A 25,258-nucleotide genomic window follows, 5' to 3' on the forward strand; every position below is an offset into this window, starting at 1 on the left:
GGGCTGGGTCGCATGTCTTTCGGAACATGTCCGAAGCGCCATCCACGAATCGGGCTCCCGACGCCTCTGCATCGATCTCGCCATGCGTTTTGAGCGCCTGACCGTCGAGCGCTTCGGTCACTTCGAATCGCTCGACATCGACCTGCCCGGAGGGCCGGGTCTCGTCGTCCTCTACGGCCCCAACGAGGCCGGCAAGACCACCCTCTTGCGCGCCCTCCACGGCCTGCTGTTCGGCGTCGACGACCGCACCCCCTACGCCTTCGAGTACGACTACCGCGCGATCGCCCTGCGAGCTGTCCTTCGGGACAGCGCCGGCCAGCGCCTCCACGTCACCCGCCTCAAGAAGCGCAAGGACTCGCTGGCCGGCAGCCTTCACAGCGACGCCGGCGAGGTACCGCTCGACGGCGCCCGCTTCGCGCGCTACTTCGGCGCCATCACCGAGGAGCTCTACCGGGCGATCTTCGGCTTCACCCACGCCGACCTGCAGCAGGGCTCCGACGTCCTCCAGGTCGCCGGCCTCTCCGAGCTGCTCGGCGGCGGCGCCCTCGGCGGCAGCGCCGAGAGGATCCGCGGCGCCCTCGCTGGCCTCCAGAACGAGAGCGAGGGCCTCTTCAAGGCCAAGGGCAAGAACCCCGCGATCAACCGCGGCCTCACCCAGCTGCGCGACGCCAAGCTGGCCCTGCGCGACGCCATGTTCGCCCAGCCGCAGTACGCCGCGCTGACCACCAACCTCGCCGCTGCGCGCCACGACGCCGACGCCGCCGGGCACGAGCTCGCCCGCCTGCGCGAGCGCGAGGCCCGGCTGCGCACCTTGCTCGGCGTGTTCGAGGACTTCCACGAGCACCTCGGCCTCGTCCGCGCCCTCGCCGACCCGTCGCTGCGCACCGACCTCGACGAGCCGGCCGCCGAGCGGGCCCGCCAGCGTCACGCCGAGTTCACCACCGCCGACAACCAACTGCGGGCCCTCGACGCCGAGCTCGCGCGCCTGCTCGCCCGCGCCGACCAGCCCGCCGCCGATCCGGCCCTGCTCGCCGAGGCCGCGGCCGTCGAGCGGCTGGTCCGCCGCGTCGAGGCAGTCGCCGAGCAGCGGCTCGTCGTCCCGCGCGAGCGCGAGCGCCTGGCCCGCGAGACCGACGCGCTCGAGTCTATCCTTTCGACCATGTCCCCCGGGACACGCCCTGAGGACCATGTCCGATGGGTCATCCAGCCGCACGAGCTCGACCGCCTGCGCGCCCTCGCCACCCGCTGGCAGCGCGCCCGCCAGGAGCTGATGCTGTCGTCCCGCGGCCTCGCCGACGACGAGGCCGAGCTGGCGGCATTGCGCGCCAGCGTGGCCGAGCTCGCCGCCGCCGCGCCCGACCTCGAGGACAGCGCCCTGCTCGCCGAGCTCGAGGACGCCCTCGCCCGCCGCGCCGAGCTCGAGCGCGAGGAGCTGGCGCTCACCCGCCTGCGCGCCGACCTCGACCTCGGCCTGCTGCGCCTGCACCCACCCCTCGCCGCCGCCGACCTCGCCGCCGCCCCGCTGCCGCGCCCCGCCGAGCTCGACGACCACCACGCCCGCGGCCTCGACCTCGAGCGCGAGCGTCGGGCTGCCCTTTCGGACCTGTCCCGAGAGCAAGACGAGCTCGCCCGCGCCCGCGCCGAGCTCGAGGCCCTCGCCGCCGCCGACCTGCCCGACCCCGACGCCCTCGCGACTGCCCGCGCCCGCCGCGACGAGGTCTGGCACGAGGTCCGTCGCCGCCTGCACACCCAGGAGGGCTTCGGGGCCCTGTTCGCCGGCGCCGACGCCGACCTCGGGCCCGACACCGCCGCCGCGCGCAAGCAGCTCACGCGCCGGTTCGAACGCGCCCAGGCCGACGCCGACGACCTCGCCGATCGCCTGCGCGACGCCGCCGATCAGCTGGCCAAAAAGACAGGCCTGCAGCGGCAGATCGATCGCGCCGAGCAAGACGTGGCCCGTGCGCAGGAGCGGGTCGCCGCGGCCACCCGCGCGGAGCAGCGCTGGGCCGCCGAGTGGGCCGCGCTGTGGCGCCCGACCAAGATCGTGCCCGGGCCACCGGCGGCGATGATCCCGTGGTACCGCGACGCCTCGAACCTGCGCGAGCTCGCCGCGGAGCAGCTCCGCCGCGAAGAGGTCGTCCGCCGCCTCCGCCCCGCGCTCGAGGAGTTCACCACCCGCCTGCAGCGCCGCCTCGCCTGGCCCGGCGCCAGCCTGCCCGCGCTCGCCCAGGGCCTCCGCGACCGCGAGCGCAGCGCCCTGGCGGCGCGCGCCCGCCTCGAGGCCGCCTCCGCCCGCCTCGCCGGCCTCGAGAGCGCCGTCGGCCGCGGCCACGCCGCCCACGCCGCCCTCACCCGCGAGCTCGCCGACATCCGCGCCGCCCTCTCCGCGCTGCTCGTCAACCTCGGCCTGCCCGCCGACCTCGAGCCCGACGCCGCGCTCGCGCGCATCGATGCCCTCGAGGACATGTCCCAAAAGCTAGTCAACCTCGAGGCCCGCCGCGAAGCTTTGGCCCGCGGCGAGGCCTTGCTCGCCGGCTTCGACGCCGAGTACGCCGCGCTGCTCGCCCGCCTCGGCCGCCCCGCCGACGACATGGCGCCCGAGCACACCGTCGACCGCCTCAGCCGCCGCCTCGCCGAGGCCCGCACCGCCGCCGCCGCCGCCGCCCAGGCCCGCGAGCAGGCCGAGACCCGGCAGCGCGAGCGCGACGCTCTGGCGGAGCTCCGCGCCGCCGCCCAGGCCGAGCTCGCGGCCCTGGCCACCCGCGCCGGCGCCCGCGACACGGCTGAACTCTTGGACATGTCCGAACGGGCACTCCAGCGGGCCCGCCTGCACAAGCGCCAGAGCGAGCTCGCGCTGCGGCTGGCTCGCGCGCTCGGCGACGGCCCCGCTCGCGACAGCTACGACGCCGAGCTGCAGGCCGCCCGGCGCGAGGCCCTGCTCGCCGAGCGCGACGACCTGGCCCGGCGGATCTCCGACCTCGATCGGCGGCGCACCACCGCGGTCGAGCAGAAGGGCAAGCTCGACAACCAGCTGCAGCACCTCGGGGGCGACCGCGCCGCACGCCTCAACGCCGAGTGCGAGGCCCTCCACGCCGACCTCACCCAGCACGTCGACCGCTACGTCCTGGTCCAGCTGGCCCAGCAGGTGCTGGCGCGCGTCACCGACCGCTACGCCCGCGAGAACCAGCCGGCGATCCTCCATTACACCTCCGACCTGCTCGCCACGATCACCGGCGGCCGCCACCTCCGCGTGGTCCCCCAGCCCGAGGCCGGCACCCTCGCCGCGGTCGGCCGCGAGGGTCGCCTGCGGCTCCCGAGCGAGCTGTCCCTCGGGACACGCGAGCAACTGTTCCTCGCCCTCCGCCTCGCCTACGTCCTCGACTACTGCGACCGCAACGAGCCGCTCCCGCTGGTGATGGACGACGTGCTCGTCAACTTCGACGAGGACCGCGCCGCCACCACCCTGCAGGCCCTCCGCGACGTCGCCCGCACCACCCAGATCCTCTTCCTCACCTGCCACCGCCACCTGATGCACCTCGCGCGCCAGACCACCGACACCGGCGCCGCCCTGCAGATCGTCGAGCTCCCCGACCCGCCCGCCGCCACCCTCTCGCGCGCCGCCGAGGCCTGAGCTCTTTCGGACATGCCCCGGGAGACATGCCCGATCGGGCATGCTCTGGAAAACATGCCCGATCGGTCAGCTATCTAATCAAAATACATGCGCTGCCACTGCTCGAGCACGATGAGCGACCAGATCCGCAGCGCGTGATCGCGGGTGCCGCGGCGGTGCTCGCCGACGATGCGCGCCACCCCGTTGACATCAAAAAGCCCGCGCCGCTTGATCACGTCGGGGTGCAGCCAGTCGGCGACGATGCGCGCCTCGGCCGCCTTGAGCCACGCCCCGAACGGCGCCGAGAAGCCGAGCTTCTTGCGCTGCAGCACCGCGGGCGGCAGCCACTTGCCGGCGATCGCCCGCAGCACCCGCTTCGACGCCAGCGCGGTCACCCGCATCGACGACGGCGCCGGCGCCATCTGCTCGAGCAGCACGTGGTCGCAGAACGGCACCCGCACCTCGAGCCCGTGGGCCATGCTCATGCGGTCGGTGCAGCGGAGCACGTTCTCGGGCAGAAACCCGTGGATGTCGGCGTACCAGGCCCGCGCCACGAGGTCGCCGAAGACGGGGCGATCGAAGGCCTCGGCGATGAAGTTCGGCGCCCGCACCTCGGCGATCCGCCGCGCCGTCTCGCGCGCGTAGGGCCGGTCGCGCGCCGACTCGGAGCCCTTGCCGACCCACGCCGCGTAGCGCTCGCCGGGCGGCAGCGCCAGGCTGTCGAGGAACTGCCGGCCCCAGCGGCGCAGGCTCAGCGCCGTGGTGGGCTCGCCGAACACCCGCAGCGCCCGGCCCGCCAGCGCGATCGCCGTCGGCGGCACGTGCCCGAGGTGCTCGGAGATCCGCAACCCCCGGTAGCGCGGATAGCCGCCGAACACCTCGTCACCGCCGTCGCCCGCCAGCGCCACGGTCACCCGCTGCCGCGCGAAGCGAGACAGGTGATACGCCAGCAGCGCAGTCCACGAGCCGAACGGCTCGTCGAAGCCGGCCACCATCGCCGCCAGGTCGTCGAGGATGTCGATCTTCAGCTCGAGCTCGTGGTGCTGTAGCCCGAAGTGCCGCGCCACCGCGCGCGCATGGTGCCGCTCCTCGTAGCTCGCCCCCTCCGGCCCGTAGCCGACGCAGAACGTCTGCAGCGCCGAGCCGCGCCGCGCCAGCGCAGCGACGATCGTCGACGAGTCGAGCCCGCCCGACAGGAACGCCCCCACCGGCACGTCCGACACCGTGTGCAGCTCGATCGCCTCGGCCAGCGTCGGCGCCACCGCCTCGGCCCACGCCTCCACGCTCTGCAGCCGCGGGTCCGGCGGCCGCGGCTCGCAGTCCCACCAGCGCGCGATCGTCACCTGTCCTTCGCGCCAGGTCAGTCGATGCCCCGGCGGCAGCTGCTTGATGCCGGCGAAGATCGAGCGCGGCGGCGGGACATAGTAGAGCTCGAGGTAGCCGTCGAGCGCGGCGAGGTCGAGCGAGCGGTCGACCGCCGGGCACTGCAGCAGCGCCTTCGGCTCCGACGCGAACAGCAGCACGCCCCCGGCGACCTGAGAGTAGTAGAGCGGCTTCTGCCCCAGACGGTCGCGCACGAGGTGGAGCTCGCGGGTCCGCCGGTCCCACACCGCGAACGCGAACATGCCCCGCAGCCGCTGCAGCGCCGCCGGGCCCTCGCGCCGCCACAGCTCGAGCAACACCTCGGTGTCGCCGCGCGTGCGCAGCGGGACGCCGGCCGCCAGCAGCTCGGCCCGCAGCGCGGCGAAGTTGTAGATCTCGCCGTTGTAGACGATCACGAGGTCGCCGCTGGCGTCGACCATCGGCTGGGCCCCGCCGGCGAGGTCGAGGATCGCCAGGCGGCGATGGCCGAGCCCGAGGTCCGGCTCGAGGTGGACGCCGTCGCCGTCGGGCCCGCGGTGCCGCAGCGCCGCGGTCATGCTCGCCACCAGAGCCGCGTCGCACGCCCCCACCATGCCGGCGAGCCCGCACATCAGGACCTGCCCCCCTGCGCGCGCGCGCGTCGGCCAGATTCGGGTCGCCAGGGCGGCATCAGGGGCGAGCTTGGCATACTATGGCCCGACTCGCCTGAAGGCCGCCTCATGACCGCCGCGACCGACGCCCCCACCGACGCCCCCACCGTCGAACCCGTCGATTCCTGTCCGGTCTGCGGCGCCCGCGATGCCCGCCCCCTCCTCCCCGAGGTCCACCGCATCGGCGTCGTCCGCTGCCAGGGCTGCGACCTCGTCCACGCCACCGGCCACTACGCCGCCACCTACCTCAGCGAGTCCTACTACGGCACGCGCGCCAGGCAGCGCCAGTCGCCCACGCAGCCGTCGGCCCGCGACATCGACCGCAAGCGCCGCAACGTCGAGCTCTACGACCGCCTCAGCGGCGGCCGCCTCGGTCGCCCCCGCGCGGGCGCCCGCGCCCTCGACATCGGCTGCGACACCGGCCTCCTCCTCGACGTCCTGCGCGAGCTCGGCTACCGCACCGAGGGCATCGAGCGCTCCCCCGCCGGCGCGCAGGCCCAGACCGCCGGCCACGAGGTCCACGCGCTCGACATCGAGGTCACCGACCTGGGCCTCGGCCGCTTCGACCTCATCACCATGACCCACGTGCTCGAGCACCTGCGCGAGCCGGTGCGCGGTCTGGTGTGGATCCGCCGCCACCTCGCCCCCGGCGGCCTGGCCGTGATCGAGGTCCCGAACTGGGGCGATCTCCTGCGACCGCTGTGGGGCCGCCGCTTCCGCCCGCTCGAGCTCGGCGATCACATCAGCTTCTTCGAGCGCGCCACCTTCACCGCCGCCCTCACCCGCGCCGGCTTGGAGCCGGAGATCTTGTGGAGCGCCCCGCAGATCGGCACCTCGCTCGCGCCGAGTTTGCTCACTGCTGCCGACCTCGCCCTCGAGCTCCGACGCCAGCTCCGGCCCGGCCCCGCCGCCCCGACCGTCGCCGGCGTCGCCGGCGATCGCCTCCAGTCCTCCAAACAGGGCCGGCGTTGGCAGCGCCTCGCCGGGCCCCTGGTCGTCCGCGGCCTCGACAACCTCGACAGCGCCCTCGGCCCCTGGCTCGAAGGCGTGTTCGGAGCCCACTGCGCCTGGGGTGCGAACCTCGTGGTCGTCGCCCGGGCCCACGCGACCTGAAAAGCAGGTCCCAATCTCCCCGTCCTCACCCGGGCTTTGCCGCCCTCGCTTTCGGGTGCTGGGACCCTCGGATCGTGCTTGACTTCCGCTCCGAACCGGAGCATCTTCCTGGCCCCTCGCACCGAACGGCGCGAGGGCTCAGGGGTGGTAGTTAAGTTGGTTATAACGCCGGCCTGTCACGTCGGAGGTCGCGGGTTCGAGCCCCGTCCGCCCCGCCAGAGAAACTGAAGCGAAGCCCCGAAACCACCCGGTTTCGGGGCTTCTTGTTTTGGTCGCGCGCCACGAGCCGACCCGGAGCGACGAGCTGGCCAGCCACAGTCCGCCGCCGCAGCCGAGACGGACCCCTCGCGGCGAAATCCGCCGCCGAGAACCCTGCGCCGCCCCGACGCGCCCACAGCCGAAGTTCACCATCGAGGACGCACTGCCCCAGAAGCGGCCGAAGTTCGCCGCCGAGGGACACCGCCCGGACGCGGCCTCGCGCCGAGTTCGCGGACCCTGCTCCCCGAGACGAACCTCGCGCCGCAGGTCCCCGGCGCAGACCCACCGCATGCCAGCTCGCCCGCGAGCCGGCGTCGGCCCATCCGAGCCGGCCTGCCTCTTACTCTCTAAAACCCCAGCGCCGACGCCCCGCGCCGGCGCTCGCGGCTCACAGCGTCGAGTAGACCGCGTGCCTGCCGACGCCGATGCGCTCGACCCGGCCTTGCTTGACCAGCGCCCCGAGGTGGTGGCGCAGCACCTTGCGATCGATGCGCGAGTACTCGGCGATGTCTTCGATGGTCACGTCGCCGTTGCCCTCGATGAAGGGCAGCACCTGGCGCGCGACCTCGTCGGTGGACAGGCCGCCGTCCTCGGGCGCCTCTTCCTTCTCCTTCTTCAGCGCCTTGGCCTCGGCCTCGACCTCAGCCAGCTCTTCCTCGAGGATCCGGCGCTTCTTCTTGCGCCCCGTCGGCTCGGGCTCGGCGGCGACGGGCTCCGGCGGCGGGCCGAAGCCGTCGCGCAGGTCGCCGAGGGTGATCTTCCCGAACTGCGCCCACAGCCCGCGCGCCTCGAGGAAGTGGACCAGGTCCCCCAGCGACACCGTGTCGCGGTTCTTGAGGCCCTTGAGCGTCTCGAGCGCGCTCAGCCGCTCGAGCGCGCCGCTTTCGGCGCGGAAAATGGCACTGGCTTCACGTGTCATGGATGTTCCAGATCGGGCGCTGCGGGCGTTCCAGCCGGCGCTGCGCGCTTCGGCGGGTATTGCTCATCCGATCGGCCCGCGCAAGCCGCGATCGGCCGGACATCGGGGAATCATTGTCCCAACCGCCTCCGGGATTCACCTGCGCGCGGAGAGATCTCTTCACCGCCTCCGCACAGGGGCGTGAAGCCGCGCCCGGGAATGTACGTAAATGCCCCTACAGGTACGAGTCTCGGCGCCCCCACAGCCCATGTGGACAACTTCAGCGCTGTTTTCGCCGCTCGGCGAGCCCGCCGCCTTGTGCGGACCGCGCGAACGCTTCGAGGCACCTCCCCGCTCGACTAAACACCATTCCAGATTCGCGCAGGACAGGCGGGCTCGACTGCGGAATTCCTGTGGATGCGGGAGGGCCGCAAGCCCCCTCCCTAGAGCCTGCTGACGGCGAAACAGCGCGGAGCGCGGAAGTTCTCTGCCCCAACATGTCGTGCTACAAGGCCCCTCACCCACAAGATGTGGGGGTCGAGGAGCGCTTCCGTCCGGCTTGCATCCGGGTGCTCCTCGGTCCATCTCTGCCCGACTTTACAATTTCGCCCCTGCTGCTCGACTTCGCTCGCCCCGGCCCTGGGTGCGCGCGGAGCCTGGTCGCGGCTGGCCGGTCTTGCTTTCGCATTGGCCGGTCGCGCATTTCCCGCCCCCCCCCCGACAACTCAGCCTCCTGCCCCCGGAGTCCGCCCCGTCATGAAGCTGTCCCGGCTCTTCACCAAGGATCAACCCCGTCCTTTCTCCGGCGTCGATTTCGAGCGCCGTAGCTCGCGGATCACCAACCCAGACGGGACGGTGGTGTTCGAAGCGAGCGACATCCAGGTCCCGCAGGGTTGGTCGCAGGTCGCCGTCGACATCATGGCGCAGAAGTACTTCCGCAAGGCGGGCGTGCCCGCCCGCCTGCGCAAGGTCGCGGAAGAGGGCGTGCCCGAGTGGTTGTGGCGCAGCGAGGCCGACACCGACGCGCTCGCCGTCCTGCCGCCCGAGCAGCGCATGGTCGGCGAGACCGACAGCCGCCAGCTGTTCCACCGCCTGGCCGGCTGCTGGACCTACTGGGGCTTCAAGCACGGCTACTTCAGCGACGAGGACTCGGCCCGCGTCTTCTACGACGAGCTGACCACCATGCTCGCCGACCAGGCCGTCGCGCCGAACAGCCCGCAGTGGTTCAACACCGGCCTGCACTGGGCCTACGGCATCACCGGTCCGGCCCAGGGTCACAGCTACTGCGACCCGGCCACCGGCGAGCTCGCCCTCTCGAACAACGCCTACGAGCGCCCGCAGCCGCACGCCTGCTTCATCTCCTCGGTCGGCGACGACCTCGTCGGCCCCGGCGGCATCATGGACCTGTGGGTCCGCGAGGCCCGCCTGTTCAAGTACGGCTCGGGCACCGGCACCAACTTCTCCACCCTGCGCGGCGAGGGCGAGCCGCTGTCGGGCGGCGGTCGCAGCAGCGGCCTGATGAGCTTCCTGAAGATCGGCGACCGCGCCGCCGGGGCGATCAAGAGCGGCGGCACCACCCGGCGCGCCGCCAAGATGGTCATCGTCGACGTCGACCACCCCGACGTCGAGAAGTTCATCGACTGGAAGGTCATCGAGGAGCAGAAGGTCGCCGCGCTGGTCGCCGGCAGCCGCCTGTGCAGCCGCCACCTCAACCTGGTCCTCGGGGCATGTCACGACGTCGCCCTCACCGGCGACGACCGCTTCGACCCGCGCAAGAACAAGGGCCTGCGCAAGGCGATCCACAACGCCCGCGCCGCCGAGATCCCCGAGAGCTACGTGCAGCGGGCGATCGCCCTCGCCAGGCAGGGCGCGCGCGAGATCGAGTTCACCGAGTACGACACCAACTGGGACAGCGAGGCCTACGCCACCGTCTCCGGCCAGAACTCGAACAACTCGGTGCGCGTCACCGACGAGTTCCTGCGCGCCGTCGAAGAGGACAGCACCTGGGACCTCATCCGCCGCAGCGACCGCAAGGTCCACCGCACCGTGCGGGCGCGCGAGCTGTGGGACAAGATCACCTTCTCCGCCTGGGCCTGCGCCGACCCCGGCCTGCAGTTCGACACCACCATCAACGAGTGGCACACCTGCCCGAACGACGGCCGGATCAACGGGTCGAACCCGTGCTCCGAGTACATGTTCCTCGACGACACGGCCTGCAACCTGGCGTCGCTGAACCTGGCCAAGTTCCTCTCGCGCAGCAGCGGCGCCAGTGACCTCGACCTCGACGTCGACGCAGTGCGCCACGCCTGCAAGCTGTGGACGATGGTGCTCGAGATCTCGGTGCTCATGGCCCAGTTCCCGAGCGAGGCGATCGCGGTCCGCAGCTACAAGTACCGCACCCTCGGCCTCGGCTACGCCAACCTCGGCACCTACTTCATGCTGCGCGGCATCGCCTATGACAGCGAGCTCGCGGTGGCGATCTGCGGCGGCGTCACGGCCCTGATGACCGCGGCCTGCTACAGCACCAGCGCCGAGCTGGCGCGCGAGCACGGCCCGTTCCCCGGCTACGCCGCCAACCGCGAGCCGATGCTGCGGGTCATCCGCAACCATCGCCGCGCCGCCTACAACGCCGCCCGCGCCGAGTACGAGGGCCTGTCGATCGCGCCGATGGGCATCGCCCAGCACGTGTGCCCGAGCTACCTGCTCAAGGCCGCCCAGGCCGAGTGGGACGCCGCCCTCCGCCTCGGCGAGCAGCACGGCTACCGCAACGCCCAGGTCACCGTCATCGCCCCGACCGGCACCATCGGCCTGCTGATGGACTGCGACACCACCGGCATCGAGCCCGACTTCGCCCTGGTGAAGTTCAAGAAGCTCGCCGGCGGCGGCTACTTCAAGATCATCAACCAGTCGGTGCCCGCCGCGCTCGCCACTCTCGGCTACACCGAGACGCAGATCGCCGACATCGTCCGCTACTGCAAGGGCGCCGGCACCCTCGTCGGCAGCCCGCGGATCTCCCACACCGACCTCAAGCGCAAGGGCTTCACCGACGAGGTGCTCGCGCGCATCGAGTCGGAGCTGGCCGGCGCCTTCGAGATCGGCTTCGTCTTCAACCGCTACGTCCTCGGCGACGGCTTCTGCCGCGACGTCCTCGAGTTCAGCGACGCCCAGCTCAACGACCCGACCTTCAACATCCTCGAGGGCCTGGGCTTCTCGGCCGAGGACATCCAGCGCGCCAACGACTTCGTGTGCGGCACCATGACCGTCGAGGGCGCCCCGCACCTGCGCGCCCAGCACCTGCCGGTGTTCGACTGCGCCAACAAGTGCGGCCGCTACGGCACCCGCTACATCGCCCCGATGGCGCACGTGCGCATGATGGCCGCCGCCCAGCCGTTCCTGTCCGGCGCGATCAGCAAGACCATCAACATGCCGAGCGACGCCAGCGTGCGCGAGGTCGAGAGCGTCTACGTCGCCTCGTGGAAGTACGCGCTCAAGGCCAACGCCCTCTACCGCGACGGCAGCAAGCTGAGCCAGCCGCTGAGCTCCGCGCTCGCGGTGGAGGCCGAGGACGACATGGGCGACGCCCTGGCGACCACGCAGCCGCAGGTGATCGAGAAGGTCACCGAGAAGATCGTCCACCGCTACCTCGCCAAGCGCCGGCGCATGCCCGACCGCCGCGGCGGTTACACGCAGAAGGCGACCATCGGCGGCCACAAGGTCTACATCCACACCGGCGAGTACCAGGATGGTTCGCTCGGCGAGATCTTCATCGGCATGCACAAGGAGGGCGCCGCCTTCCGCAGCCTGATGAACTGCTTCGCCATCGCCATCAGCCTCGGCCTGCAGTACGGCGTCCCGCTCGAGGAGTACGTCGACGCCTTCGTGTTCAGCCGCTTCGAGCCCGCCGGCCCGGTGGTCGGCAACTCGCGGATCAAGATGTCGACCTCGATCATCGACTACATCTTCCGCGAGCTCGCAGTCACCTACCTCGACCGCAACGAGCTGGCCCACGTCAACCCCGAGGACCTCGAGCCCGACACGCTCGGCGACCAGAGCCAGAACGAGAACGTCGAGTTCCAGGACGAAGAGGTCGTCTCGGAGCGCATCGTCACCCCCGGCCCGCTCAAGCTCAGCGCCAACCTCCCGCGCGGCCCCGTCCCCGGCCAGAAGCGCCACGCGATCGAGGTCGAGGACCGCACCGCCACCGCCGAACCCGCCCGCGCCGCCAAGCCGCGCCCGGCCGCCGCCGCCGCCCCCAGCGTCAGCGAGCAGGTCCGCGTCGCCCGCATGTCCGGCTACGAAGGCGACGCCTGCGGCTCGTGCGGCAGCTTCACGATGGTCCGCAACGGCTCGTGCCTGAAGTGCGTCAGCTGCGGCGCCACCAGCGGCTGCTCCTGAACCGCCCGCCGTGCGCGGATCTTGCTTCCCAGCGGGATCCGCGCATCGCGTCGCTGCACCACTGTTGCCCGCCGGGCCCTGGGCGGTACTCTTGGCCGATGATGACGGCCAGGTCGCCGCGCAGGGACGCACCATGACAGCCAAGCTCCGCGCCGTCGCGCTCGTCGGGATGGGCATGCTCTTCGGGGCAGGTCTCTCGGGATATGTCCAATCGGCCATCGCCCAGCCCGGCGCGCAGGTCGCCCAGTCGGCGCCGGCCGACTACTCGCGCTACCGCAAGCTCGACATGTTCGCGCGGGCGCTGACCATCCTCGAGAACCACTACGTCCGCCCGGTCGACAGCGAGAAGCTGATCTACGGCGCCATCGCCGGCCTGGTCGCCGAGCTCGACCCGCACAGCGAGTTCCTCCCGCCGCGCGAGGCGAGGCTGCTGCGCGAGGACATCGAGGGCAGCTTCGGCGGCGTCGGCATGGTCGTCATCCTGCGCCAGGAGACCGAGCCGCAGGCGCGCTACGTCCTCGAGGTCCGCGAGGTCGTCGCCAAGGGTCCGGCCGAGCGCGCCGGCGTGGTCGTCGGTGACCTCATCCCCTCGATCGAGGGCAAGCCGATCAGCCACTTCTTCGACCTGCGGCGCGCCATCATGGCCATGCGCGGCGCACCTGGCACGAAGGTCACCTTCACCCTCGAGCGGCCCGCGCCCAAGGTCGACGGCAAGCCCGGCAAGCCGAGCGTGCGCAACGTCGTCGTCACCCGCGAGTACATCGACAGCCCCGCGGTCACCAGCAAGGCGCTCGGCGAGGGCCTCGGCTACGTGCGCCTGCGCGACTTCTCCGAGACCAGCGGCCGCGAGTTGGCGGCCGCGCTCGCCACCTTGCGCGACCAGTCGCGCGACGGCCTCGCTGGCGTCGTCCTCGACCTGCGCGACAACGGCGGCGGCCTGCTCGACCAGGCGATCCACATCGTCGATCTCTTCGTCAACGAGGGCCCGATCGTGCGCACCCGCGGCCGCCGCGGCGAGCTCCTCGACGAGGCCCGCGCGGTCCCCGGCCAGGCCTGGTCCAAGCTCCCGCTGGTCGTGCTCGTCAACAAGTCGTCCGCCTCCGCCTCGGAGATCGTCGCCGGCGCTCTGCAAGATCACCGGCGCGCCCTCATCGTCGGCGAGCGCACCTACGGCAAGGGCTCCGTCCAGGCCCCCTTCGAACTCGGCGACGGCTCCCTGCTCAAGCTGACGATCGCCCTCTACTACACCCCCAACGATCGCCTCATCCAGGCCAGCGGCATCCAGCCCGACGTCGTCGTCGGCGCCGACTTCCGACCTTACAAGGACAGCCAGCCCGAGCTCGAGCCCGAGCGCGCCCAGCCGCGACACCTCAAGCCCGAGGACTTCGGCTACCCCGCCGGTTCCATGCAGGACGACAGCGAGGCAGTGCGCGCCGCGGCCGAGGACGCCCAGCTGCGCGTCGCAGTGCAGCACCTGCGCGGCCTCGTGCGCGTGCCGGCGCGCGGCGGTCGGCGGAGGTAGCGCCTGGACTCGCCCGGCGCTCCGTCGCTCCGGCCCACCGCGATGCCGTCGTGGGCGCGCGCCTCGTTGGTCGCGTGGTGGGTGCTCGCCGCGGCGTTGTTCTGGCTCGCGCCCGCACCGCCGCTCGCCCCGCTCGCGGCCGCCGAGGACGAGGCGATCTTCCAGCGCCAGGTCGACGAGACCGTCGCGCGCACGCGTCGCTGGCAGGACTCGCGCGGCGACCTGCAGATCCCCTGGGACGCAGCGCGCGGCCACCTTGCGATCGTCATCGACGACATCGGCCGCGAGCTGCACTACTTCGACCAGCTGCTCGCGCTGCGCTTCCCGTTGACCTTCAGCATCGTCCCGGGTGGGGTCTTTGCCGTGGGCGCCCAGCTCCGGCTGCGGGGCGACCGTCGCCGGCCGCGGGAGATCCTCCTTCATCTCCCGAGCGAGCCGCTCGACGCCGGCAAGATGACCGCCGGTCCCGAGGCGCGGGAGCAATTCCTCCGCCTCGGCGCCTCGGCCGACGAGCTGCGGGCGGCGCTGCGGGCGGCGCTGGACCGCGTCCCCGTCGCGGTCGGCATCAACAATCACATGGGCTCGCGGCTCACCGCCGACCGGGCCGCCATGGACGCGCTGATGCCCGAGCTGCGGGCGCGCGGCCTGTTCTTCCTCGACTCGCGGACGACCGCGCACAGCCAGGGGCTCGCGGCCGCGGACGCCGCGGGGGTCCCGGCGCTCGGGCGCGACGTGTTTTTGGACCACGATCCGCGCCCCGAGGCGATTTTGGCCCAGCTTCACCAGGCCGCCGCCCTCGCCCGCGAGGCCCCGACCGTCGTCATTGCCCATCCCTCGCAGGAGGTTGTGGAGGCCCTGCGGACCGAGCTTCCGCGGCTGCACCGGGACGGGATCGGCGTCTTTCCGCTGCGCGAGATCCTCGCACGCCGCGGCCTCGACAAAGTGCGGGAGTGAACGTTGTTATTGCCGGAGCGGCAGCAACGGCTGGGTTGGCTGGCTCCGAGCGTGCGGATGCGGAGCCGCGGCGCCGCGGGCTCGCTTGACAGTAATTCGCTGAACTTCCTACCCTGAAGCTCACACGGATGGCCCTGCGACTGATCATCGAGGACGAAGAGGGCGCGACCACGATCGTGCCGCTCGGCGAAGAGGAGATCACGATCGGACGGGAGCCAGGGAACACCATCCAGCTCACCGAGCAGAACGTCTCCCGACAGCACGCGCGGCTCACCCCAGGTTCGGACGGGTGGGTGATCGAGGACCTCGACAGTTACAACGGCGTCCGGGTGAACGGAGTCCTCATCGAGGGCACGGTCAACCTCAACGAGGGCGACGTGGTGCAGATCGGCGATTACCACCTCGCCATCACCAACAACGCCGAACAGACCACCCTCAACATCGACCGTCAGGGTGGCGCGCCGGGGACCGATCCGATGCGCGCCGCCCCCAGCATGGATCTGCCGCGGATCCAGGCCACCGAAGCCACGGCGTTGATCGCTCCGCCGCCGCCGCTGCCCGACACGTCGCGCGATCGCGACGACGAGCGACACACGGAACAGCCCGCTGAGGGCAAGGGTCGCGGCTTGTTGTTCGCCTTGCTCGCAGTGTTCCTGATCGGCGGAGGCTTCGTCGCATATCAGTTCGCCGGTGGTGGTGGTGCTGGCACCGAGACGCCGAAGGGACCGAAGGTCGATCCGCCGGCGAAGGTCGAAGAGCCGCCGGCGCCCGAGCCGAAGGTCGAGGCCAAGGCGCCCGAGCAGCCGCCGCCCGAGCAGCCGCCGCTGCCCAACGATCCCGTCCCCGGAGTCACCTCCGCCGAGCCGAGCGATCCGCCGGTCGAGGACCCGCCGCCGACCAAGACCGAGAAGCCCGTGGTTCCCAAGGGCGAGAAGGTCGTCAAGCCGCCGCCGCCGACCAAGGCCGACAAGCCGCCGGTGCCCAAGGGCGATCCGGTGCAGCTCCTCGAGGACGCGCGCAAGGCCAACCTCGCCGGCAACGCCACCCAGGCCTACGACCTCGCCAAGAAGAGCTACGAGATCGACAAGACCTCGAACGCGCTGGCGCTGATGGGCGCCTCCGCTTGCAAGATGGGCGATCAGGCCAAGGCCAAGTCCGCCTTCAAGAAGCTGACGGATCCGAATCGACAGAAACAGATGGTCTCGGTATGCGCCGAACGCGGGATCGTGCTCGAGTGAGCGGGGGTTCTTCGGGACATGTCCTGAAGAACATGTTTAGACTCCTGACCGTCACCGGCGTCGTCCTCGTCGCCGGGCCCGCGTGGGCCGCCCCGTGGGAGGACGCGACGGCGATGACGATCGGGCCCACCGCGGAGTGGTCGAACAAGGTCGAGCTCGCCGACATCAATGGTGACGGGCGGGTCGACATCCTGTTCGCCAACGGGGCCGGCTACTCCTCGCCCGAGGATCCGGAGCCGAACCGGGCCTTCCTCAACCAGGGCCCCGGCATGCCGTTCACCGACGTCAGCGACGAGGTGTTCGGCCCCGAGCCTGACTTCACGCGCGCGATCAAGGTGCGCGACCTCGACGGCGACGGCAACGTCGACATCATCGTCGCCAACACCTTCGAGAGCCCGAGCCGGCTCTACCTCGGCGACGGCCAGGGCGGCTTCACCGAGGCGAGCGACGACCTCCCGCAGGCCTCGCACAGCTTCGGCGACGTCGAGCTCGGCGACGTCGACGGCGACGGCGACCTCGACGCGGTGCTCGCCGACTGGGGCCCCGGCGCCGCCAACCAGAGCTCGGGCATCACGCGCCTGTGGCTCAACGACGGCGGCGTCTTCACCGACGTCACCGACACGAACATGCCCGACGCCCTGGTGGCCTGGTCGTGGGAGCTCGAGTTCGCCGACGTCGACAACGACCTCGACCTCGACGTGCTCGTCTCGTGCAAGTCGTGCACGGGCTCGTACATGTTCGTCAACGACGGCACCGGCGTGTTCACCGACGCCTCGGACAAGCTGCCGCAGTACGGCAACAACTACGAGTTCGAGGCGATCGACCTGACCGGCGACGGCTACCTCGACCTCATCACCATCAACGACGGCCCGCAGTCGCGCGAGCACATCTTCGTCAACGACGGCGCCGGCGGCTTCGTCGACGCCACCGCCGACCTCTGGCCCGACAGCGACAACCCGGCCGGCGACGACAACATGATCGCCTTCCTCGACTACGAGAGCGACGGCGACGCCGACTTCGTGATCGCCGGCCTGTTCGGCAGCGACGATCGCCTGATGCTCAACAGCGGCGACGGCCACCTCGAGATCGCCGACGCCTTCATGCCCGCCAACTCGATGGGCACTCTCGGCATCGCGGTCGCCGATCTCGACGGCGACAAGAAGATCGACGTCGTCCTCTCCGAGGGCGAGGCGCCGCAGAGCGCCGACCGCGTGTTCCTCGGCGTCGACGTCGCCGAAGACACCGCGGCCCCGAAGATCTCCCTCGTCACCCTGGTCGACGGCGGCGTGGTCGCGCGGATCCACGACAACAAGACCCCCGTCATGCCGCACGACTTCCAGTCGGTCGTGCTGGTCGCCGGCGGCACCGAGGTCCCCATGCAGTGGTACGGCGAGGCGCTGTGGCGCGGCACCCCGAGCGAGGCGTTCGGCCAGCTGTGCGCCGTCGATGCCGCCGGCAACGAGACCTGCGTGATGTTCGGCGAGGACCCCGGCGAGACCGACACCGACGGCACCACCAGCACCACCGACGGCCCGGACCCCACCACCAGCACGAGCGACGCGCCCACGACCGGCGACGACCCGACCACCGGCCCCGGCCCCGGCACCACCACCGGCGAGCCCGGCACCACCGGCGACACGACCTCCAGCGACGACACCGCCAGCACCGGCGACACCGGCGGCGTCGACGACGACGGTGGCTGCGGCTGCCGCCAGCAGCCTGCCAACTCCGCCGGCCTGCTCGCCCTCGGCCTGCTCGCCCTCCTCCGGCCCCGCCGGCGCCGCTGAGTCGTCTGTCCCGCAGGACATGTCCCCTCGGGCATCCGAGGGTTGTCCGATGGAACAGGTCCTTCGGGGCATGTTCCATTGGCCAGGCGTAACGACCTACCGCCGCCGCACCTGTCCTCGGCCCGTTCGGCGAGCACGCCGACCGCCGAGCGCGCCGGCGCCGGCGACCGAGCTCGACCGTGTCGACGCTGCGGAGCCGAGTGAGCCGACGGCCGCTCCCTGCATCGAGCCGCCCGAAGATCGGCGCGTGATCCGCGGACTCGCGGACGCCGAACCTTCTTCAAGCGGCCGTCAGAGGGACGACCCGGAGGGTCGCGAGGCCAGATGGCCTCGCAGATGGTGCGCTCGGCAGGATTCGAACCTGCGGCCCTCGGGTTCGAAGCCCGATGCTCTATCCAGCTGAGCTACGAACGCAGCCGGCTCAGGATACCCGAACTCGCGCCGGGCGAAAAGCGCACGCGCAGCGCGCCGTGCATGGGCCATGCCGCCCTTTTATACTGGACGGACGAACTGACCGCCGGCCTCAGGCCCCTCCCAGGAGCACCCATGCGTCTCGTCTCGGCCCTCTCGCGTCACCGCACCCTCCTTTCAGCCTCAGGCCTCGCCGCCGCCAGCGTCTGGCTGGCCATCGAGCACCGCTCCACCGACGACGGCGTGCGGGCCGCGGACATCACGCCCGTCTCCGTCGCCGACCTCGACCTCGCCGAGGGCACCGGCGCCCTGCTGCTCGACCTCGTCGAACCCGAGGACGGCGAGGGCGGCAGCGAGGCCGAGCTGCGCGCGCTGCTCGACGACCTCGGCCTCGCCTGGGAGCCGGCCGGCTTCTACAGCGAGGGCGAGCACCTCTTCCGCGTCATCGGCGAGCCCGACGAGCTGGCCGAACTTCAGACCACTCTCGCCAGCAACCCGCTGGTCGAGGTCGTCGAGCCCGAGCTCGTCTACTCGCTCGTCGGCGAGGTCGCCATCGAGCCCGCCGAGCCCGCCGACGACGTCGAGCCCACCAAGGAGCGTCGGCCCCGCTTCGAGCCCGACGACCCGATGTACGCCCGCCAGTGGCACATGCAGATGATCCACACCCCCGAGGCGTGGGGCATCACCAAGGGCGAGGGCGTCATCGTCGCCGTCATCGACACCGGCGTCGCCTGGAAGGACCTGCCCGGCGTCGCCAAGCAGGCCCCCGACCTGGCCGGCACCGCCTTCACGCAGGGCGTCAGCTTCGTCCCCAACTCGATCGCCGACGGCCTCGACGATCACCTCCACGGCACCCACGTCGCCGGCACGATCGCTCAGACCACCCACAACGCGCTCGGCGTCACCGGCGTCGCGTTCAAGAGCACGATCATGCCGCTCAAGGTGCTGTCGGGCGACGGCCGCGGGCAGATCCCGTGGATCGCCAACGCCATCCGCTACGCCGCCGACAACGGCGCCCAGGTCATCAACATGAGCCTCGGCGGGCCGATGCCGTCGAGCGTGCTCGCCAAGGCGATCGACTACGCCAACAGCAAGGGCGTCACCGTCGTGTGCGCCGCCGGCAACGAGAGCCGCGGCCGCGTCGGCTGGCCGGCCTCCAACAACGGCTCGGTCGCGGTCGCTGCGGTCGACGCGATGGGCGTGCGCACCTGGTACTCGAATTGGGGCAAGGACCTCGACGTCTCCGCGCCCGGCGGCGACACCCGCGTCGACAAGAACGGCGACGGCTACCCCGACGGCATCCTGCAGAACACCATCCTCCTGCAGGATCCGATGAAGAACGATTACATGTGGCTGCAGGGCACCTCGATGGCCTCGCCGCACGCCGCCGGCGTCGCCGCGCTGGTCGTCTCGCGCGGCGTCAACAACCCGCCCGAGGTCGAGCGGATCTTGAAGAAGACCGCGAAGCACCCCAACAACATCGAGTGGGACAAGGAGTACGGCGCGGGCGTCATCGACGCCGTGGCCGCAGTCGACGCCTCCATCGAGAGCTACCAGGTCGAGCGCGGCGGCCTGCTCGGCCTGCTCGGGCTCGCCGGCCTCGCCGGCCTCGGCGCCGCCGGCCTGGCCAGCCGTCGCGCGCGCGTGGCTGCCTTTGCGAGCATGTTCCTCGGGGCAGGTCTCGCCGCCGGTGCGTTCGGCCTGGCGCCGATCGCCTACGCGGCGGCCGACCTCGCGGGCGCCACCGCGATCGGCTCGCCGATCTTCCTGTCGGCGCTGCTGCCGGTGCTCGCCACCCTGCTGCTCGTCGGCTTCCGCCCGCTCCGCGGCGTGCTCGTCGGCCTCAACCTCGGCTACGCGGCCCTGCTCCTCCACGGCGCGATCGTCCTGCCGACGCTGCTGAACGGCCTGCCCGGCGGCCCGACCATCGACCGCCTGTGGCTGGCCACGCACGCCCTCGTGGCCCTCGCGCTCGCCCGCCGCGTCTCGCGGATGTGAGCCGCAGAGAACCGCCGAAGCCCGCGCCCGCCCTCGCGCCGGCGCGGGCTTCGCATCTCGAGCGCGTCACTCTTTCTTCGATGCGCCCCCCACATCTCGTGACGCGCGCCGCTCGGTGATTCAGCGACGCGCACCGCATCACTCGAGTCGCAGCTAACCTCGAAGCCCGCGCCGGCGTGGGCTTCGCATCTCGAGCGCATCGCCCTTGCCTCGTGCGCTCCTCGCATCTCGTGACGTGCGCCGCTCGGTGATGCAGACGCCGCAACCGCACCGCTCGAGTCGTGGTGACGCTCGGCACTTCCGGTGCAGACAATACTCCCCTGTCACTCGCATCTCACGCCGCATGTCGCTTCGTGAGGCAGACGAATCCTCTGGCCTCGTGAGCGTGATGCAAAGGACTGTCCACAGCCAGTCACGGGGATCGAGCTCTTCTCCCCTCGTGCGTGTGATTCAGCGGCTCCAGCCGAGCTACCAAAGGCTCGCTCCCTCCACCGCCTCACCTTCTTCGCCAGCGGCCAGCGCAGCGCCTCGCTTTGATCTCGCTCGCCACCAGCGCAGCGCCACGCAGGCTCGTCATCGCCCCTGCCTCGCGTGCCGATCTCCCGCTCCCCGCGTGGCGTGAGCCAGGATCACGGTTCAGCGGGCGGACTCGTCCGCATGCCCAAGCAGCCGCCACGGGCCTGAATTCATGGAAGCGCGCCCTCCGCACTCCCCACTGCATCGGCGCGCCGGCCGCGCGAGCGGAATCAATCCTGAAAATCACTTTCAAACTCCTTGCGAACCGACCTCGAGGTGGGCACCCTGAGAGGGTCATTTTGACAATGAATTTCACCGCCAGCCTCAGGACCAGGACGCGTACCGCATCATGATCGTCTGTCTGTGCAAGGGTGTTTCGTGTCGCACGATCCTCGCGGAGGCTCGCCGAGGGGCCTGCACGCTGAAGCAGATCCGGCAGACCTGTCAGGCGGGCACGGGCTGCGGCGCGTGCGTCCAGCAGATCCGGCAGCTCCTCGAGAGCGCCGCGCCGGCGCGGCACGAGCATCACAACGGCAGCGTCGGCGGCAGCGAAGCGACCTGAGGCTTCGCGCCGAAGTTGAACGTCTTTTTCACCGCGGCGCTGCTGCCGGCGGCTCGTGCGAGCCCGTGCTAGCGTGCGCCCACGATGAAGGGCAACGACAAGATCCTCCACGCGCTGAATGACGTGCTGACAGCCGAGCTCACGGCGATCAACCAGTACTTCATCCACGCGAAGATGTGTAAGAACTGGGGCTACAACAAGATCGCCCACAAAGTTCGCGACGAGTCGATCGACGAGATGAAGCACGCCGACGACCTCATCGAGCGGATCCTCTTCCTCGACGGGATCCCCAACGTCCAGCGCTACAACAAGGTCAACGTCGGCGAGTCGGTGAAGGAGCAGTTCGAACTCGACCTCAAGCTCGAGTACGACGCCGTCCAGCGCTTCAACACCTGCATCGCCCTGTGCCGCGACCTCGGCGACAACGCCACCCGCGAGATGCTCGAGCGCATGCTCGTCTCCGAGGAAGACCACGTCGACTGGCTCGAGACCCAGCTCGGCCTGATCCAGGCGCTCGGCGAGCCGATGTACTGCGCCCAGCAGCTCTGAGCGACTCGTCCGCGTAAAACGCCCGCGGCTGTCCTCGAAGACAGCCGCGACCGAGACGGCGCCGCCGCCGTCTCCGCAAACACCGAATATCCGCAGCCCCATCGGGCAGCTTTAATAAAAGGGCCGATAGAAGCTGCCGTCCGAGAGTTCGGCCGCGGCTCTCGCGTCCGTCCTCTCGGCCAGCCGCGCCTGCTCGGGGCCGCGACTCTCGTCTCTGTCCTCCCCGACAGCCACGCGTATTCCGTGCTCAGCCGTGAGCGTCGGATCGCAACGCTCTCTCGGCTCCGCGTCTATCCGTCTCACCGGACAGCCATGGAGCTCGGTGCAGACCTGTCCCTGCGGACAGCTTCACTTCTTCGCGTCGGTCTTCGCCTCGGGCGCCTTCGCGTCCGCCGGCGGCTCGGAGCCCGGCACTGCGAACTTCGTCTCGTCGACCGGCGCGTTGAGCTCGAGCTTGGTGGTCGTCGTCTTGAGCTTCTGCAGCTTCATGTCGGCGACCTGTTCGAACGCGAACCACACCCCGTCTTGCTGGCGGTAGTCGGACAGCGTGACCTCGACGGGGATCTCGCCCATCGAGCTGAACTGCTTGAGCCGTTGCGTCACCACCCGGTTGTCGCCGAGGTCGATACGCAGCGTCACGGTGTTGCCCGACTTGCTCGCGGTGAGCGTCACCTCGGCGAACTTCTTGCCCGCGACCTCCTCGACCTTGGTCGTCTCGGCCTTGTCGAAGAAGCGCTTCCAGTCGTGGGCGATGTTCAGCGACGTGCCCATCTCGGCCATCGCCGCTTCTTTGCCCGTCAGCTCGCGCAGCCCCTGGATCGGGTCGAGCGTCCACAGCTTCCCGGCCTTGCCGCCGCCCGTGCTCACGCCCACGCCCGGCAGCGTGATCTCGAGATAAAAATCGTCGCCCTTCGACCAGGTCTTGCCGGCGCCGGAGATCCCCGCGCCGAGGATCTCGACCTGCATCTCCTGATAAAAGCTCTTGATCTCGTCGAGCTTGGCCGCGCCGCCGCTCGCCTCGACCACCTTCGCCAGCAGCTCCGCCGCGTCGGGCAGGGCGTTCGCCGCCGGTGTCGCCGCCTCCGCCGGCTTGGCCTCGGTCGCCGGCGTCGCCTTCGTCGCCTCGGCCTTCTTCGCCTCGCCGCCGTCGCACCCGCCGAGGGCCATCAAGGCGGTCAGACACAGGACTTGCAGCCGTCGCATGCGGGTAGCTCCTTGGGACATGTTCTCAGGGACTCTTGCTGTCGAACGCCGCCACCGCGGCGGCCAGCACCGGGTCGCGGCCGGCGACGAATTCGGCGCGGGTCTCGGTCGCGACGATGTCGGGGCGCACGCCGTCGCCCTCGGCCACGGTGCCCTTGGCCGAGTGGTAGTCACCGACCACGTATTGCAGCAGCGCGCCGTTGTCGAGCCGCTCGAGCAGGGACGGGAGCGCCGCCCCGGCCGAGGCCCGCGACCCCGCCACGCGCACGCGCCCGAGGTCGCGCAGCCCGGCGGCGAAGATCTCCGACGTGCTCGCAGTGCCCTCGTCGACCAGCACGATCACCGGCCCCGCGAACGCTTGCGGATCGCCGGCCACGTTGAACTCCTGCGTGAACTCGCGGAACTGCAGCTTGCCGAGGCTACCTGACTCTTGGAGCAGGAGGCGCGCGACCGGGATCGACATCGCTCCCACACCGCCGGGGTTGCCGCGCAGGTCGAGCACCAGCGCCTCCATGCCTTGCCCGCGCAGGTCGGTCATCGCCGCCTTCACGCGCTCGACCATCGGCAGCATCCAGTAGTTGAACGCGATGTAGCCGATCTTCTTCCCGCCGCTCTCGCTCGCCAGCATGCGGTGTTCGACCGTGGTCGGCAGGTCGCGGAGGTTGCCCAGCGACACCAGCTCCCCGGGCGGCGTGACGCAGGCGACCTCCTTCGTCACCTCGCTGTCCTTGGACTGGGGATCGAGATACGTCAGGCTGCGCTTTTGGCCAGGTTGGCACGACAGCGCCCGCCCCGCCTCGAACGCCGCGTGATAGGCCACCTCGCCCGGGCGCATCGCCTCGCTGCGGGCGCGCTCGATCAGCGCCTCGGCGGTCTTGTCGCCGATCTTCACCAGCGCCGCGCCGGCGGGCACGCCGCTGGCGACGCCGCCGACCTTCGGGTCGACGACCACCAGCTGCTCGCCGATCATGCGCACGTGGATCGGCACGCGCGCCGGACCGCCGCGGGTGTCGTCGGGCTCGGCGCCGCCGAACGGAGGCACCACCTTGAAGTGGCTCTGCCCGAGCGTCTCGAGCAGGTCGTTCATCACTTTGTACGCGGCGGGCGCGTCGGCCACCGTGGTGAGCTTGGCGCCGTACTCGGCGCGCAGCGCCGGCCAGTCCTTGCACGCCAGGGTCGGGTCGAAGTGCTTCTCGAGCACCGTCCGCCACACGCGATCGAAGGTCGGCGTGTACGGCGTTTCGGGCAGCGGCGGCAGCGTCGCCGGATCGAGCTCGGCCCAGCTGCGGCAGGTGTCGCCTGACGGCCTCGCGGCGGACCCCGGCGCCTCGCTCGCCTTCTCGCCCGATGGCGTCGCGGGCTTCTCGGCCTTGGCGGCAGGCGTTTCCTGGCCTGCCTTCCTGGACGTCGCCGGCTCGCCGCACGCGCAGACGAGCGCCACGGCGGCGGCGCTCACCAACCTGGGGAAGCGCATCGGCTCACTCGTAGGTCACGCGCTCGAGGGCGTTGAGGTCGAGGACCACGATCTCCTGGCGGCTGAGGCTCAGGATGCCCTCGCGCTGCATGCGATTGAGGGCCCGCGAGATCTCCTCTCGAACGGTGCCCAGACGGGCCGCAACAGTGTTCATGTCGAGCTGCCGCGGGATCACGCACGGCTTGCCCGGCTCGGCCCCGGCGCGCATCGCCAGCGACAGCAGGAACGACGCGAGTCGGCGCTCGACTGACCGAAGGGACAGGTCGAGTACGAGGTCGATCAGGCGGTTGGCGCGGAACGCCATGTGCCGCATCAGCGCGAACGCCAGCGGCTGAGAACGCCCTATAAGGTTGATCACCGGGTCCGTCTCGAACTGCCACGCCTCCGAGTCGAGCATGGCGAAGGCCGAGGCTGCGCACTGGACGTCGCGCGGCAGGAAGCCCTCGCCGATCAGCTTCCCGGGCTCCGCGAGGTACAGGATCTGCTCGCGGCCCTCGGAGGAGATGAGGCTCAGCTTGAATTCGCCCGACTTCACCACGAACAGACCGGGACCTGGCTCACCCCGGCGGAAGACTGAGCGTTTGCGCTTCACCTCGACGAGGTTCGCGCCGAGACATAGCTCGGTCATCGTCTCCTCTGGGACCTGGTCCCAACCGGCGTATCGCAGCAGCGCCTGGCGGACTTGTTCGACTTCCGCGCCCTCGATCGGCATGGCGCAAGTGTAGCCGTTTTGCGCTCATGATGAGTCTCTCATTTGG

The 25,258-nt window shown here is 71.0% G+C and carries 15 protein-coding genes and 2 tRNA genes; 11 read left to right on the forward strand and 6 right to left on the reverse strand.

The features are described from left to right. The first annotated feature begins 82 nt into the window (after positions 1 to 82). On the forward strand, positions 83 to 3,631 hold the full coding sequence (locus OV090_RS22965; protein WP_267706287.1) for an AAA family ATPase: 3,549 nt from the start codon (positions 83 to 85) through the stop codon (positions 3,629 to 3,631). Between the two features lie 74 nt (positions 3,632 to 3,705). Here the strand turns inward: OV090_RS22965 and asnB are convergent, their stop codons facing one another. Continuing rightward, positions 3,706 to 5,583 (reverse strand): asparagine synthase (glutamine-hydrolyzing), encoded by a 1,878-nt coding sequence (gene asnB, locus OV090_RS22970; protein WP_267706288.1) that lies wholly within the window; start codon positions 5,581 to 5,583, stop codon positions 3,706 to 3,708. 108 nt (positions 5,584 to 5,691) lie between these two features. On the opposite strand from asnB, the gene OV090_RS22975 reads away from it, so the two are divergent. Together OV090_RS22975 and OV090_RS22980 are read left to right on the forward strand one after the other, a co-directional pair. Next, positions 5,692 to 6,735: a class I SAM-dependent methyltransferase gene (locus OV090_RS22975; protein ID WP_267706289.1), complete on the forward strand. Its 1,044-nt coding sequence runs from the start codon at positions 5,692 to 5,694 to the stop codon at positions 6,733 to 6,735. Positions 6,736 to 6,876: 141 nt separating this feature from the next. Continuing rightward, a tRNA-Asp gene (locus OV090_RS22980) sits at positions 6,877 to 6,953 on the forward strand. Between the two features lie 428 nt (positions 6,954 to 7,381). On the opposite strand, the gene OV090_RS22985 is transcribed toward OV090_RS22980, so the two are convergent. Next, entirely contained in the window at positions 7,382 to 7,912 is a 531-nt protein-coding gene (locus tag OV090_RS22985; RefSeq protein WP_267706291.1) for a hypothetical protein, read from the reverse strand. Between the two features lie 735 nt (positions 7,913 to 8,647). On the opposite strand from OV090_RS22985, the gene OV090_RS22990 reads away from it, so the two are divergent. The 5 genes from OV090_RS22990 (at position 8,648) to OV090_RS23010 (ending at position 17,787) form a co-directional block, all read left to right on the forward strand. Continuing rightward, positions 8,648 to 12,286, forward strand: coding sequence for a vitamin B12-dependent ribonucleotide reductase (locus tag OV090_RS22990; protein WP_267706293.1), 3,639 nt, complete (start codon positions 8,648 to 8,650; stop codon positions 12,284 to 12,286). 133 nt (positions 12,287 to 12,419) lie between these two features. Continuing rightward, positions 12,420 to 13,808: a S41 family peptidase gene (locus tag OV090_RS22995; protein WP_267706295.1), complete on the forward strand. Its 1,389-nt coding sequence runs from the start codon at positions 12,420 to 12,422 to the stop codon at positions 13,806 to 13,808. Between the two features lie 42 nt (positions 13,809 to 13,850). After that, the gene (locus OV090_RS23000; RefSeq protein ID WP_267706297.1) at positions 13,851 to 14,762 is read left to right on the forward strand and encodes a divergent polysaccharide deacetylase family protein; all 912 of its coding nucleotides are present in this window, start codon (positions 13,851 to 13,853) and stop codon (positions 14,760 to 14,762) included. A 128-nt stretch (positions 14,763 to 14,890) separates the two neighbouring features. After that, on the forward strand, positions 14,891 to 16,000 hold the full coding sequence (locus OV090_RS23005; protein ID WP_267706299.1) for an FHA domain-containing protein: 1,110 nt from the start codon (positions 14,891 to 14,893) through the stop codon (positions 15,998 to 16,000). 32 nt (positions 16,001 to 16,032) lie between these two features. Next, the gene (locus OV090_RS23010; RefSeq protein WP_267706301.1) at positions 16,033 to 17,787 is read left to right on the forward strand and encodes a VCBS repeat-containing protein; all 1,755 of its coding nucleotides are present in this window, start codon (positions 16,033 to 16,035) and stop codon (positions 17,785 to 17,787) included. A 337-nt stretch (positions 17,788 to 18,124) separates the two neighbouring features. Here OV090_RS23010 and OV090_RS23015 read toward each other — a convergent pair. Then, positions 18,125 to 18,201 (reverse strand) — tRNA-Arg (locus tag OV090_RS23015). Positions 18,202 to 18,333: 132 nt separating this feature from the next. On the opposite strand from OV090_RS23015, the gene OV090_RS23020 reads away from it, so the two are divergent. From OV090_RS23020 to bfr, 3 genes are all read left to right on the forward strand, one after another. Next, positions 18,334 to 20,196, forward strand: coding sequence for a S8 family peptidase (locus OV090_RS23020; protein WP_267706303.1), 1,863 nt, complete (start codon positions 18,334 to 18,336; stop codon positions 20,194 to 20,196). 865 nt (positions 20,197 to 21,061) lie between these two features. Then, positions 21,062 to 21,274, forward strand: coding sequence for a (2Fe-2S)-binding protein (locus OV090_RS23025; protein WP_267706305.1), 213 nt, complete (start codon positions 21,062 to 21,064; stop codon positions 21,272 to 21,274). A gap of 84 nt (positions 21,275 to 21,358) precedes the next feature. Then, positions 21,359 to 21,823 (forward strand): bacterioferritin, encoded by a 465-nt coding sequence (gene bfr / locus OV090_RS23030; protein ID WP_267706307.1) that lies wholly within the window; start codon positions 21,359 to 21,361, stop codon positions 21,821 to 21,823. Positions 21,824 to 22,171: 348 nt separating this feature from the next. Here the strand turns inward: bfr and OV090_RS23035 are convergent, their stop codons facing one another. Genes OV090_RS23035 through OV090_RS23045 form a run of 3 tightly spaced genes read right to left on the reverse strand, consistent with a single transcriptional unit; the run spans position 22,172 to position 25,212 of the window. After that, positions 22,172 to 23,026, reverse strand: a complete 855-nt coding sequence (locus OV090_RS23035; protein WP_267706309.1) for a hypothetical protein — start codon at positions 23,024 to 23,026, stop codon at positions 22,172 to 22,174. Positions 23,027 to 23,051: 25 nt separating this feature from the next. After that, positions 23,052 to 24,500 carry a S41 family peptidase gene (locus OV090_RS23040; protein WP_267706310.1) on the reverse strand — a complete coding sequence of 483 codons (1,449 nt, stop codon included), beginning with the start codon at positions 24,498 to 24,500 and terminating at the stop codon, positions 23,052 to 23,054. 4 nt (positions 24,501 to 24,504) lie between these two features. Then, entirely contained in the window at positions 24,505 to 25,212 is a 708-nt protein-coding gene (locus OV090_RS23045; RefSeq protein WP_096328992.1) for a Crp/Fnr family transcriptional regulator, read from the reverse strand. Positions 25,213 to 25,258: the final 46 nt, after the last annotated feature.

Source organism: Nannocystis sp. RBIL2 (assembly GCF_026626745.1).
In the GTDB taxonomy this organism is placed as follows: domain Bacteria; phylum Myxococcota_A; class Polyangia; order Nannocystales; family Nannocystaceae; genus Nannocystis.